General features: G+C 44.6%; 10 protein-coding genes. 6 read left to right on the top strand and 4 right to left on the bottom strand.

Going from position 1 to position 14,316, the window contains the following annotated elements; translation table 11 throughout:
• Positions 1 to 12 precede the first annotated feature (12 nt).
• Together M9196_RS08915 and M9196_RS08910 are read right to left on the bottom strand one after the other, a co-directional pair.
• Entirely contained in the window at positions 13 to 1,317 is a 1,305-nt protein-coding gene (locus M9196_RS08915; RefSeq protein WP_250617190.1) for an HlyD family type I secretion periplasmic adaptor subunit, read from the bottom strand.
• Complete coding sequence (locus tag M9196_RS08910; RefSeq protein WP_250617189.1) at positions 1,314 to 3,023, bottom strand: type I secretion system permease/ATPase; 1,710 nt, start codon at positions 3,021 to 3,023, stop codon at positions 1,314 to 1,316. Before M9196_RS08910 ends, M9196_RS08915 begins: the two co-directional genes overlap by 4 nt.
• Positions 3,024 to 3,470: 447 nt before the next feature.
• On the opposite strand from M9196_RS08910, the gene M9196_RS08905 reads away from it, so the two are divergent.
• The 3 genes from M9196_RS08905 (at position 3,471) to M9196_RS08895 (ending at position 7,143) form a co-directional block, all read left to right on the top strand.
• The gene (locus M9196_RS08905; protein WP_250617188.1) at positions 3,471 to 4,418 is read left to right on the top strand and encodes an ABC transporter substrate-binding protein; all 948 of its coding nucleotides are present in this window, start codon (positions 3,471 to 3,473) and stop codon (positions 4,416 to 4,418) included.
• A complete protein-coding gene (locus M9196_RS08900) occupies positions 4,415 to 6,121 on the top strand; it encodes a GGDEF domain-containing protein (RefSeq protein ID WP_250617187.1) in 1,707 nt (568 codons plus the stop codon). The genes M9196_RS08905 and M9196_RS08900 overlap by 4 nt, the downstream gene beginning before the upstream one ends.
• 197 nt (positions 6,122 to 6,318) lie before the next feature.
• On the top strand, positions 6,319 to 7,143 hold the full coding sequence (locus M9196_RS08895; protein WP_250617186.1) for a DUF2797 domain-containing protein: 825 nt from the start codon (positions 6,319 to 6,321) through the stop codon (positions 7,141 to 7,143).
• Between the two features lie 69 nt (positions 7,144 to 7,212).
• On the opposite strand, the gene M9196_RS08890 is transcribed toward M9196_RS08895, so the two are convergent.
• Positions 7,213 to 8,439, bottom strand: coding sequence for a cysteine desulfurase-like protein (locus tag M9196_RS08890; protein WP_250617185.1), 1,227 nt, complete (start codon positions 8,437 to 8,439; stop codon positions 7,213 to 7,215).
• Positions 8,423 to 9,079, bottom strand: a complete 657-nt coding sequence (locus M9196_RS08885) for a 2OG-Fe dioxygenase family protein (protein ID WP_250617184.1) — start codon at positions 9,077 to 9,079, stop codon at positions 8,423 to 8,425. The genes M9196_RS08890 and M9196_RS08885 overlap by 17 nt, the downstream gene beginning before the upstream one ends.
• 527 nt (positions 9,080 to 9,606) lie before the next feature.
• Between M9196_RS08885 and trxB the strand changes: the two genes are divergently transcribed.
• From trxB to cydC, 3 genes are all read left to right on the top strand, one after another.
• Positions 9,607 to 10,563, top strand: a complete 957-nt coding sequence (gene trxB, locus M9196_RS08880; RefSeq protein ID WP_250617183.1) for a thioredoxin-disulfide reductase — start codon at positions 9,607 to 9,609, stop codon at positions 10,561 to 10,563.
• A gap of 103 nt (positions 10,564 to 10,666) precedes the next feature.
• On the top strand, positions 10,667 to 12,454 hold the full coding sequence (gene cydD / locus M9196_RS08875) for a heme ABC transporter permease/ATP-binding protein CydD (RefSeq protein ID WP_250617182.1): 1,788 nt from the start codon (positions 10,667 to 10,669) through the stop codon (positions 12,452 to 12,454).
• Positions 12,447 to 14,168, top strand: a complete 1,722-nt coding sequence (gene cydC / locus M9196_RS08870; RefSeq protein ID WP_250617181.1) for a heme ABC transporter ATP-binding protein/permease CydC — start codon at positions 12,447 to 12,449, stop codon at positions 14,166 to 14,168. Before cydD ends, cydC begins: the two co-directional genes overlap by 8 nt.
• The last annotated feature ends 148 nt before the right edge of the window (positions 14,169 to 14,316 follow it).

Below are 14,316 nucleotides of genomic sequence, written 5' to 3'. Positions count from 1 at the left end.
TCTGACGTTGCCCTAAATCTCTCTCATCCCCTTCTCCATACTCTGTATCAGCGGAGAAAGTAAATAATCGAGAACCGTGCGTTCCTCTAGTACTATTTGTGCTTCTACCGGCATACCCGGTTTAAGATCTAAGCCAAGATCGAGAAGCTCCGTTGCATCGAGGGCTATCTTTCCTTGATAGAAATGACCGCCTAGCCGCTCATCCACGATGCTGTCCGCAGAGAGGTGTATAAGCTCACCTGTTACCGCTGGGACTTGTCGAAAGCTGTATGATGTCAGTCGGATATTTGCTGACAGACCTTCATACACCGATTCGATATCTTTGGGTTGAATATTAACGCTCGCTACCACACGGGTGTTTTTCGGCACAATTTCTAAAATTGTACTGGTGGGTGCGATAACGCCTCCTTGGGTATGAATGGTGAGGTTAATGACTTCACCACTTACCGGCGCTCTTACCTCAATTCGATCATTGAGGGTGTTGGATGCTTTTAACTGCTTTAATATGGCTTGTTCTTCTGAAACGAGCGTTTGCTTCTTTTCTTGCGCGGTGCGCATAAAGTTCATTTTCATGGCGTCAATCTGCGAACCTAGCTCAATGATTTTACTTTGAGCTCTGTTAATACGCGTTCGATGTTCGGCAATTCTTGCCACCAAGCTGGAGTACTCTCGCTTTAGTTCCAAAAAGGCGACTTTTGACACATAGCCTTTTTCCAACAGAGCAGAGTTGGCTTCAATCTCTTCGCTCAATAGTTTTAGTGACTGTGCATCGCTTGATAACCACGCTTTATAACTATCACTGTCGTTTTCAGACTGGGTAATTTGTTGATGTAACGATGCAAGTTGCTCTTTGTGAATTAATCGATTTTGATTAAGTAGCGATGCCTGATCACGGCGTATCTGAGCTTGAATAGGAGTGAGCTCATGCGCTTGCTTCCATTGTATGGTGTCGCCAGATAGTTCAGCGGCTACCCGAGAAAGCCTCGACTGCACGATAAATTTCTTCTGGTTAAGTTGCTCTAACTGGCTCACTAATAGTGGGTCAGACAGCACCAATAGCAGATCGCCTTTCTCTACACGCTGTCCCTCTTTAACGGATAAGATTTCAACCACCCCTCCGGTGTGATGCTGAACCGCCTGATTCTCTAACTCGGTGACCAATTTACCCGGTGCCAATGATGCGGAACTAAGCGGCGCTCGATAGCTCCAGTATCCAACGCCAATCACGCACAATAACAACACCAACCAACCCAATAGAACGTAGCCGCTTAATGACAAATTGAATGAACGAGAGGTTTCTGTGTGAGTCAGTTTCATGATGCACTCTCCATACCGCTTTCTTTGCTTTTGGGGATGTTGAGAATGTCACTTGTCTTGCCATATTGTTGCATTCGCCCTTCGCCAAGCACCATGCAAAGACCGGTATGCTGAATGATCGACATTCGATGGGAAATAACAATAACGGTGATGCGCTTATAATGTGCCTGCGCGATAAAGTCGGTTAGTGCGGCTTGCCCCGGATGGTCTAGGTTCGAATCGGGCTCATCAAGAATGAGCAGTGCAGGTTTGGTATAAAGTGCTCGTGCCATGGCAATTCGTTGCTGTTGCCCACCCGAGAGCCGAATACCTAAGCTCCCAACCAGCGTTTGGTATCCATTGGGAAGGGTAAGAATCATTTCATGAACACCGGCTAATTTGGCGGCGTCGACAATGTTTTTTGCTTCAACAGCGTCATCAAAGCGACAAATATTTTGTGCAATAGTACCGGACAGTAGTTGGCTATTTTGGGACACATAACCTACCTGCTTACCAAGTTCCGACACTTGTCTTTGGTTCAAGGTGGCACCGTCAATACGCACTTGGCCGTTAACAGGGGTAACCAGCCCCAACATGGCTTTCACTAACGTCGATTTTCCGACGCCACTTCCTCCTACTATAGCGACAGAAGCGCCGGCAGGAATAACAAATGACAGTTCTTCAAGTAGCGGCTTTTCACTTCCGTGATGCCCAAGCGTGACCTTTTCAAATTGGATGGTACCTTTAATTTTCGGTAGCTCCACCACATCTGCCGGCTGCTCAAGATAAGCTTGACGTAAGCGCTTATGTGCCTTCCATCCCTCTAACCAACTCTGCCAATTGTGAATTGCTTGTTCTACGGGCGCCAGGACTCGGCTCATGATCATCGAGGCGGCAATCAACACACCGGCTCCCACTTCATTTTCGAGCACTAGAATCACAGAGACACATAGCACCCCTATCTGTAACAGCATTCGAGCGTATTTTGCTAGCGCCAAAATCCCTCGTGAGATTTTGTCTGCGGTTGCTTTGTCTACGGTTGGATTAATCGATTCTTTGCGCCACTTAGCCACTAAGTTGTCGTTCATCCCAAGCGCTTGAACAATTTCAGCATTTTTGAGCCAATCACTGGTTAACGCATTAAACGTGCCGGCATGCTGGCTGGCATTATTTTGCAGACGCTTAGTAACGAGCAGGCTTAGAATCGAAATAACAAAAAGGACAGTGGCACCAGCAAGAGCAAAGTGACCGAGTAACGGGTGCATTAAATACATAACCGCTAGGAAAACTGGGGCAAAAGGCGCATCAAAAAGAGCAAAAATGCCGGGTGATGCGATGACCTCTTTTACTCGTGATAGGTCTGAGAGCGGTTGGCTATGTATCCCATTGTTCTCTTGAGACTTTAGCATTGAAATATTAAACGCAAAATCTGATGAGTGCTGTTCAATTCCATAACCATAACGCAGCATTACTTGCCCTCTCACCCAATCGAGTAACGCTTGAATAGATAAAAGAAATAATGCGACAGATGCTAGCATAACCAAGGTTTCTCTACTTTCTGACGATAAAACACGATCAAAAACCTGCATAGAAAACAAGGGCAACACCAAAAAAAGGATATTAACCGCTACCGATATTACCGCTATGAATGTAAAAACCTTCTTGCTGAATTTAAAGTACTGCGTATTATTTAAATTAACAAAATCTTTTGCCTCAGTTAATTCCATTTAAACCTCAACATTTATTATCTCTAACTCATCATGGTTACATGTGCTTTAGAATTATTATTTACTAGCAAACCGATAACGATATTAGCTGTGATCTATTTATTTATTTGACTAAATACTCAACAAAGACTGGTAACGATACCCATTCCAACTTTTGAGATTCGTTACAACCCAATCTCACTAAAAATGTGATACCGACCTCAAAAATTAGCTTTTTGGTGACGAAGATCTCAAATCCAACATCAAAAACAAGCCAGTTGATGGATTTGTTAATTTTAATTTGAAATAACAAAAATCGATCCTATTACTCTTTAGGGTTAGGTCTTAATAGGCAATAAAATGAAGAGAAAGATAGTCTGCAGTTCTATATTAATCATGGCTTTTGCTTGCGCTAAATCAGAAGCAAATTCCAACTTAAATATACTATCTTGGCATGGTTATACCGACATGGATATCGTATCTTATTTTGAAAAAAAATATAACACCGATATAAACATCACATATGTCACTAACGATAAGCAGTTACGGAACAATATTGATAATGCCAAGCATAAATTTGATATCGTGGTATTAAACTCCTCTGAGCTAAAGCGATATATTAAATTAAAACGCATTCTTCCCATTGATATATCTAAGATATCAAATAACCGGTGGTTAAGTGATCAGTTTACACCCCTTAATCGTAACACCAGAACATCACAGCACGGCACGATCTATGGCATGCCGTTTACTTATTCTTCAATGGGGATGATCTACCATAAAGATCGCGTGAAAACGCCTCCCTCTTCATGGAACGAATTTTGGTCTATTGCTTACGATAAAAAAGTGTTGAGCTATGATGGTGGGACACACAATACAAGCCTTGCTGCATTGACACTTAGCCTTGATGACCCTTTTAACATCCCTGCCACCGAGCAGTCCAATGTCGCCAAAAAGCTCATCGCTCTTAGAGATAACTCTCAGACTTTTTATGACTCGGTTGAAGAAGCGACCCAACTATTCAATCAATTTGAATTGTCACTGATGTTTGCTAACTTTGGCCTCCAGCAGTTAACGTCATTACAACAATCCGGCGCGAATGTTGCTTATACTATTCCAACAGAAGGCGCACTAGCTTGGCTAGACTGCTGGGCAATACTTGCCGATACTGAACATTCTGAACTCGCACACCAATGGATTAATTTCACTCTAGAACCTTGGGTTCAATTGGAAATCACTCAGCGCCACGGACTACAGAGCCCATTGGCTCAGTTCTCGCCTAAAACACAACAACAAAAACTCATTTGGTTAGCGCCCGTTGAATCTCCGCACGAACGTGAAGCAATGTGGGATGCCGTATACAGTGGAAAGTCGCTTGAAAAAGTAATGGAACATACCAAAAGAGCCGAACCATGAAGCTTTCTAGTAAAATAACCTTGATCTTCTTTGTTTCTATCTTTGGCACATTTTCTTGTGTTGCTTGGCTCACCTATCAACATTCGGTGACATTACTCGTTTCTAACACCGAAGAAAAGATGAAGCAAACTTCAGGTACCGTTATTCGGTCTTTGCAAGAAAAGCTGCATGACATCGAACGAATGAATGATACCTTAGCAACACTGCTAGAAAATACCCTGCAAGACGACACCCAGCAAGACAATACGAATTCAGCGGCTTTATCCTCTATCATCGCCGCAGTGATCCAAAATGATGTGATATTTAACAGTATCTCTGTGATCGATCGAGCTCAATCGCATCAAGAAATACTCCGCTTAGAACGCAACCAACAACAAAATGTGATTCAAGTTGATAGTGATGAATTGAATAACCTTGCCCATATTTCCTTTTATACACAAGCCTTTGCATTTCATCCGCACGAGATCTTTGTATCGCCAATTTCAATGCACTACGATAGAATATCGCACCCAAAACCGGTGCCTTTTGTTTTTGTCATTTACCCCTTGCCGACATTGAACAAGCGTGACCTTTCGTTACTCATTGCTATCGACATTGAGCAATTAATGGAGAATGCAACATCCATTATGGATGCGCCCTCTACGTTTTTTATCACCAATACTGACGGCGACTATCTTTTACACAGTGATAACGATAAGCAGTTTGGCTATACTCGCGGAAAAATAGAGCAAATTCAGCAAGATCACCCTGTAGCTTTTAACACTATTTCAGAAAATATCGTGTCATTTTTTAAGGTAACTGATCAACAGCTACCTGAGGGGCATAGCTACGTTTATTTTTCTCCCGCCAAATTTCTCATTCACGGCACATCTCATTTTTATATGTTTGGGCAAACAAGGCGCGATTCTATTACAGAGCTGTGGACGCACACCGCAATCCGTGGGTTTGGTGTCACCGTTCTCATTTTTATGCTGACCGCACTACTGCTTTCTTACTCACTATTCAAGCTGATCACCCTTCCACTAACAAGAATCTCACGCTTAGCACAGCGCATAGCACTCGGAAAAACAGCTCACTTCTATCAATTCAACCAAACGGATGAGATTGGGGATTTAGCAAAAGCACTCAACTATCTTCAGCACCACCTCAACACTAAATTTCATGAACTCAAAGTTTCCGAGCAAAAATTTCAGGAACTAGCCCGCAGAGACGACCTCACTAGACTCCCGAATAGGAAAGATTTTCACTCCCGATTAGAAAACGAAATCGCGCACCATCAAGTTAATCAATTACACTTTGGGTTGCTATTTCTCGACGTCAATAATTTTAAAGCCGTAAATGATAATGAAGGCCACCACGTCGGGGACAACCTTTTACAAGGCATTTCAAATCTTTTAACCAATAACCTGCGCAGTAGTGATCTTGTCTGCCGATATGGCGGTGACGAGTTTGTGATTCTGCTTTCAAACCTAAGGCAGCTCAACGTCATTCATATCATTTGCGACAAGCTCCATTACGCTATGGAGGACCTGGTTGGATCGCTGCAATTAGACCGGTATGGGCTTTCACTGAGTATCGGTGTTTCTATTTATCCTGAGTCAGCCAAAACCCCCAATGAACTGATCAAGTTAGCGGATCAAGCCATGTATAACGCCAAACATAATGGTAGCTCTCAAACGCACTGGCACTCTCCATTTCAATAACCGATAGGCTCCCCGTCACCTTTAAACCTGTCTGGAATGCTTTAGCCAGTCTCAAATATTTGAGTTAGTCCGGACGGTTTAAACTAGCCTGTAACAACTAAATCACGTTTAATATTTGGGGGGACCAATACGATTTTAGACAGACCCGTTATCTAGTATTTGTTACACTAAACAAAACAACAAAAATGAGTAATGTCATGTCGCTTTTAGCATCTGGCACGCTGTCCAAAATGCGTGCTACTCTCGACTCAACGGTTCAATATCGTCTGCCTGTTGGCGAGCACGAAATTGAACTCGCGTCCTTCATCGGCCGCACATTAACCCTTACCCATACTGGCAATATCTTTTGTAGTGCCTGCGGTAAAAAAACGAAAAAAAGCTATTCTCAAGGTCACTGCTTCGTCTGTATGCGTAAGCTCGCCAGTTGCGATATGTGCATCATGAAACCTGAAACTTGCCACTACGATGCCGGTACTTGCCGAGAGCCAGAATGGGGCGAAGCCAACTGCATGGTGGACCATTTTGTCTACCTATCGAATACCTCGAGCCTAAAAGTGGGTATCACTCGTCACACTCAAATTCCCACTCGCTGGATCGACCAAGGTGCCACACAGGGTCTACCTATTTTAAAAGTATCAACTCGCTACATTTCTGGCTTAATTGAGATTGAACTGGCAAAGCACATTGCCGACAAAACCAACTGGCGCACACTATTAAAAGAAGATGGTGCTCCCATTGCGCTGCAAGAAAAAGCACTAGAGTTGCTTCCTCTTGTTGCCGATAAAATTGCCGAGATCCGCGCGCAATATGGCGAACACTCTATCGAAATACTTGCCGAGAGCATTACACCTCTTAGCTATCCAGTAGACGAGCACCCAACTAAGATTAAGTCCCATAACTTTGATAAAGAGCCGGTTGTTTCTGGCGTACTAAAGGGGATTAAAGGTCAATACCTGATCTTTGATACAGGCGTGATTAACATTAGGAAGTTTACATCTTACGAAGTGGAAGTGTCTGAATAGTCAGAAGACAGAGCCAATATCGCCCTCTTTCATGAGGGCGATAATTAGCAAACATCAATGCGCAATAGATCAATGCATCGATTCAAGAGCATCAAAAAACGTATCCACTTCGGCTAAGGTGTTGTAATGCATAAAGCCTACTCTTAATACGCCACCCAACGCCTCAATCCCCAGTTGTTTAACTAAACCTAACGCATAGAAATGCCCGTTCCACACGCAGATATTTTGTTCCCCGAGCACTTTTGCCATCCATTCAGGTGAGTGTACATCCGAACGTAAAGCAAAGGTTGGGGTTCTTAGCTGATGGTCTGCTTCCGGCGTTCCATAGAGCGTCATGTAGTCTAACCTAGACAGTCTTTCTAAAAAGTAACGACTGATTTGCTCTTCATGCTGGGCAATGATGCGAGCCGATGATATTAACTTTTTACGAGCCCCGTTTCCTTCGCCCCATTGGGCTAAATAGTCAATTGCCGCGATTAAACCTGCCAATGATTCAAAACTCTGAGTGCCTGTTTCAAATCTACCCGGGCCAATATTGGTTGCCGGTTCAACCTTATATGGCTTGAGCGATTGCAGATGCTGCGGTGCAATGTAGGCAAGACCTAAATGGGGTCCAAAGAACTTGTAGGCGGAGCACACTAAATAGTCGCAGCCTAAACTTTGTACGTCGATTAATGCGTGAGGTGCAAAATGGACCGCATCCACATACACTTGGGCCCCGACTTTCTTTGCCGCCGCCACAATACGGCGAATATCGGTGATGGACCCTGTCGTATTCGATGCATACGTCACAGCAATCAGCTTCGTCTTAGTGGTCAGTAATGATTCAAAGTGCTCATAATCCAGAGTGCAATGGCGCTCATCTACCTGAACTTGCTTAACAATGGCGCCTTTATCGTCGGCCGCTTGTTGCCAAGACGACACATTCGAATAATGATCCAAAGCAGTGACAATGACTTCATCCTCAGGTTGCCAGTCACGAGAAATCGCACGACTTAACTGGAACGTCAAGGACGTCATATTGGCCCCAAACATAACCTGCTCACCGCTTTCCGCATTAAGAAATTCAGCGGCTGCGCTGCGAGCCTTTGCCATCAACGTGACAGTATGTTGACTCGAAAAGTAATGCCCGCCGAGATTTGAGTTATAACGTCCTAAATAGTGCGTCATTGCCTCAAGTACAGTATGCGGTACTTGCGACCCGCCCGGTCCATCGAGAAACACAACCGGTCGTTCATTATGCCGCTGTGCTAGCGCTGGAAAGTGTTCTCTAGCTGAATTAGGAGTGAAGTGCATTGTTTGCATCCTTAGCAGTAAGTACAAACACGTCCATGTGACCTTCTGTTTCAGAATCAACACAACGAATAGGTTGTGCGTTATGCCATAAGCGATGGTCATCTAAAATAGCCACTTCGCCATCTTCGAGCACTTTTCTAAAGAACGGCGCTTCGTGATTGTCGTTGTAAAGCATCACCTCCCCTCCCACGATGTTCTTGCGCTCAATACCAACAATCGCTATATGGTCAAAACCGTCTTGATGTACCCCTTCTGGCGCGACTTGAGTCTCTTCATAAACGGCAGCGATGCGCATTTGATGTATTTCGATTTCTTGTCCATTAGGGAGGTGGTTTGACGTCATAAATAACGAGACCAATTCACGCATGCCTTCGCTATGCAATGTTTTGGAGAGGATTGGCTCAAAGCGACGAATTACATCCCCTTGGAAATGATTAAAGTGCTCCGTTTGAATAAAGTCATGTTTATCTTCTTCCACCACTTTTCCATCGCAAAATTGAATCACCGAATAACGACGCAGGCGATATTGCCCATCAGCATGCTCGGTATTGGGTAGTTTAGAAAAGGAAGGAGAAAGCTGTTGTGTCGCTTCCGCACTGAGTTGAGTTAAATGTAGGGTGTTCTCATTGGAATGTAACATAATAATCGCCTTGTTAGTTTGCACTTTAGCTACAAATGCAACAATTTCATTACAAATAAGTAAAACGCAGTAAATCTATTAATTCAACAATTTCCAGCATTTACACCCGGCAAAAATACAAATTCAACATATACAACCAACAATTGCTCACTCTACAGCACATCACCATCAAGCAAACCTATCTAAGCAGCCCAAAACTAGCACAGCCAACTATCACAATGGATTTAAACATTATTTTTCAATAACTTAACAACATTAATCACCGCCGAATACCATAACTAATCATGCCCTACCTCCATCACCATTGAGAGTAGTCGATTATGCTTTTAAATTAGATGACGATAGTTGGTTAACGTAAAAAGCTAGGCCTATCGGGCTATTTATCCATCTATCGCTAACGGATTTTGTAAATATCTGACATTGTTGCGTGCTAAGTGTTGATTCTTATCCGCAAAGCCCAATATATTAGGGAAGATAAAGCGAGTAGCTCAACATCGCTGCCTAAAGATAAATAAGTGAGAATAAACATGGCTGATTCAAAACATTGTAAATTGCTAATTCTTGGCTCAGGTCCTGCTGGATATACTGCCGCTGTCTATGCAGCTCGTGCCAACCTAGACCCAGTGCTCGTCACGGGAATGCAGCAAGGTGGACAGCTCACTACGACCACCGATGTTGAGAACTGGCCTGGTGATGCAGAGGATCTTAGTGGTCCCCTTCTAATGGAACGAATGAAAGAGCACGCTGAGAAATTCGACACCGAAATCATCTTCGATCACATTAATAACGTCGATTTCAGTTCGCGCCCATTTAAGCTTTCTGGTGACAGCCAAGAATACACAGCCGACGCTGTTATTATCTCGACGGGTGCTTCAGCCAAGTACCTAGGACTCGAGTCCGAAGAAGCATTTAAAGGGCGCGGTGTCTCAGCCTGTGCGACCTGTGATGGTTTCTTCTACCGCAATCAAAAAGTCGCCGTCGTCGGTGGCGGTAATACCGCTGTGGAAGAAGCACTGTACCTCGCAAATATTGCGTCAGAAGTACACCTAGTCCACCGCCGTGAGACATTCCGCGCAGAAAAAATCTTAATCAAGCGCTTAATGGATAAAGTAGAAAGCGGCAACATTGTTTTGCACACCAACCGTACGCTTGATGAAGTCGTGGGCGATGAAATGGGCGTGACGGGAATAAATGTAAAAGACACTCAAACTGACAGCATTGAGCACATTGAAGTAATGGGGGCATTTATTGCCATTGGGCACCAACCAAACACCTCATTATTTGAAGGCCAGTTGGAGATGAATAATGGTTACATCATCGTGAAATCAGGCTTGGAGGGTAATGCTACACAAACCTCCATCCCGGGTATCTATGCGGCTGGGGATGTGATGGACCATAATTATCGCCAAGCGATTACCTCCGCAGGCACAGGGTGTATGGCTGCACTGGACGCAGAACGCTTCCTCGACGCTATCAACTCCTAAAGCAATTGTAAAACCTTAGAACCCAGTGGTGTATACACTGGGTTCTTTTTTGTATACTCCCCGCTTCTTCTAAGAATAATACTCATTAAGTTAAGCCGTCTAAATGGATAAAAAGAAACAACGAAGCTTGAACACCTGGCTCAAAACGCAAAGTCGTTTGGCAAAGCGCTGGCTACTGATCGCAGTTGGCCTCGGTGTGCTGTCCAGCTTGTTCTTGCTCGCACAAGCTGCCTTGATTGCGACCATACTCCACCAGCTCATTATTGAACATACTGACAAGTATGAACTTATCCCCTATTTTATCGGACTTATTGTCTCGGTGGCAGGGCGTGCAGGTTGCGCGTGGGGAAGAGAAATTGCTGGGTTTAAATGTGGCGAAAAAATCCGCTGTTACATTAGAGAGCTTATTCTCAATAAACTCCATGAACTGGGACCAAGCTATATAAAAGGCAAACCCGCTGGGACTTGGGCAACACTGGTACTGGAACAAGTAGAAGATATGCACGACTTCTTCGCCAAGTATCTACCGCAAATGTCACTCGCGGTCTTAGTGCCTTTTGTTATCTTGATTGTCGTGTTCCCTATTAACTGGGCCGCGGGTCTCATTTTCCTGATTACCGCGCCCCTTGTGCCACTTTTCATGGCATTGGTTGGGATGAAAGCTGCGGACGCAAACAGAAAGAACTTCAAAGCACTGCAACGTTTGTCCGGACACTTTTATGATCGCTTGCAGTCCATGACAACAATCCGTCTTTTTAACCGAACGGCGGCAGAAAAGGATGTCCTTGAAGGCGCCTCTGAAGTCTTTCGAAAGAGAACAATGGACGTGCTTCGCTTAGCGTTTCTGTCCTCCGCCGTCCTCGAGTTTTTCACGTCTATCTCAATTGCAATGACTGCCGTTTACTTCGGTTTTAGCTTGATTGGTGAAATCAATTTTGGTCATTACGGCGTTGGCGTTACCCTGTTTGCGGGTCTGTTCATTTTGATCCTTGCCCCTGAATTTTATCAACCTTTACGAGATCTTGGTACGTTTTATCATGCTAAAGCGCAAGCGGTTGGCGCGGCGGAAAGCATCGTAGAGTTCCTAGATACTAAAGTGGAAAACCTACCGCAGGGCCAAGACAAACTGAACACCAACTCTCAGATTGAGCTCTGCGCTGATAATCTTGAGATATTTAGTCCAGAAGGTAAGCGACTCGTCGGTCCTATTAGCTTCCATATTGAAAATGGCCAAAGCATTGCGCTTGTCGGTCCGAGCGGCGCGGGTAAAACAAGCTTGGTGAACACGATCTTAGGCTTTATGCCTTACTCGGGCTCACTGAAAATCAATGGACAAGAACTGCGTGATCTTGCCTGTGATGATTGGCGTGAGAACGTCAGTTGGGTGGGCCAAAACCCACTGCTTTTACACGGCACCATCCGTGAAAACATTACATTGGGCAAGGAAAATGTCAGCGATAACACCGTGCTAAACGCCCTATCCTCCTCATTTTCAAATGAATTTGTCGATCAACATGGCCTTGATTACCATGTTACCGACCGTTCTAGTAGTTTATCCGTCGGGCAAGCTCAACGCTTGGCACTCGCTCGCGCTATGATTCAAGACGGTCAATTTTGGCTTCTTGATGAACCTACCGCCAGCTTAGACGCTAAAAGTGAACGGTTAGTCACACAAGGCATCAGACAAACGACTCAAGGAAAAACCACGTTAACGGTGACTCACCAGCTATCACAGCTTAAAAGCGTCGATAATATATGGGTCATGAATCGCGGGTCTTTGGAACAATCTGGCAACTTTGAAGCTTTAGCACAAACGGATGGGTTATTTAAATCCATGTTGTCAGCACACGAAACGATGGTTGATAACAATAAGGGGAATTTAGATGCGTGAGTTACTCCCTTATCTTAAATTGTATAAGAAACACTGGTTTGGTCTGTCTCTGGGGATGCTACTCGCCTTTGCGACACTCTTTGCCTCTATCGGTCTATTAACACTGTCGGGATGGTTTATCTCCGCCTCCGCCGTTGCTGGACTGACTATCGCAAGAGAAACCTTCAACTACATGCTTCCAGGCGCAGGCGTTCGTGGCGCCGCCATGGGACGAACAGCAGGGCGATGGGGGGAGCGCGTTGTTAGCCACAACGCGACATTTAAACTCCTGACCGATCTGCGAGTATTCTTCTTTAGCAAACTTGCGCCGCTCATCCCAAGTAAAGCGATTAATATTCGTGACGCAGACATGCTTAACCGTTTAGTTGCCGATGTCGACGCAATGGATCATGTTTACTTGCGTTTGATCAGCCCGATTGTTGTGGGTTTTTTGGGTATTATTGGTCTTACCGCGGTACTGTGCTGGTTTGATACCACGCTAGCCCTTACTCTGGGTGGCATTTTACTGGCACTGTTGATTATCTGGCCGATTTTATTTTACTCCCTTGGTAAGAACAACGGCCACGATCTAACGTTAAATAAAGCCGATCTTAGAATTCGGACATTAGACTGGCTACAAGGTTATAGCGAATTAACCTTATTCGGGGCCGAGTCCCGCTACCGCGACGCGATTCTAGATGCGCAGCAACGCTTGTTAAGCAACCAGTTTCTCCATGCCAAAATCTCTGGTCTTGCACAGGGGTTATTGATTCTGGCTAATGGTTGGTTACTCATCCTAATTTTGTGGTTATCCGCTGATGGTGTTGCTGGCAATCAACCGGATCCACTCATTGCTCTCATGGTGTTTGCCACCATGGCCAGTTTTGAATTACTGATGCCTATCGCTGGCGCATTTCAGTTCCTTGGACAAACACTGACATCAGCTAAGCGCTTAAACGAAATTATCCTTGCTAAGCCAGAAGTGCAGTTTCCCACAGAACCTGTCGCGCATAACGACAACTTCTCGATCGAGTTTGATAACGTACAATTTAGCTACCACGACGCCCATCAACATGCGCTAGAAAACGTCTCAGTCTTCGTTAATAGCGGTGAAAAATTAGCGATTGTAGGACAAACTGGCTCCGGCAAGTCCACTTTATTACAACTTATCTCTCGCTATTGGGACGTTCAAGCCGGCAGCGTCAAACTGGCTGGTCACAATATTCAAAACTGGAGTGAAGTACAGTTAAGACAATCAATGAGCATTGTCAGCCAACGCGTTGATATTCTAAATGGCTCATTACGCGATAACTTAGCAATGGCAAAGCCTAATGCTCAAGACTCAGAGTTAGAGGCCGCATTAAGTCAAGTAAACCTAGACACGTTGCTCACTGATTCGGGTTTGGACACTTGGCTTGGTGACGGGGGACGTCAACTTTCGGGTGGCGAGAAAAGACGAATTGGTATCGCTCGAGCGCTGTTGCACGATGCGCCTATTCTATTACTCGACGAACCAACCGAAGGCTTAGATAAGCAAACAGAACAGCAAATCATGGCGCTCTTCGATCATCATTTCGCAGGTAAAACCGTTGTGTTTATTACCCACCGCTTGGTTAGCCTCGATACATTCGATACCATTTGTTTACTTGAGGACGGTAAAGTCCTAGAACTTGGGCATCATGATGCATTGCTAGCTAAGCAAGGTCGTTATTTCGAGCTGCATCAAACACTATAATAGCGTAACAAGCCGCTCCTTTTGAACGGCCCTCCAAATAGTTGAACACCAATTAATAGTTGGACACCAATTATTGGGGGGCTTTTTATCTCAGCGAGCATCCATCAACATCACTACTATCCCAGGACTTCTGAGTAGACAAATACAA

Source organism: Vibrio methylphosphonaticus, assembly GCF_023634655.1.
Classification (GTDB): domain Bacteria; phylum Pseudomonadota; class Gammaproteobacteria; order Enterobacterales; family Vibrionaceae; genus Vibrio; species Vibrio methylphosphonaticus.
This window is presented reverse-complemented; position numbering and strand designations above follow the sequence as displayed.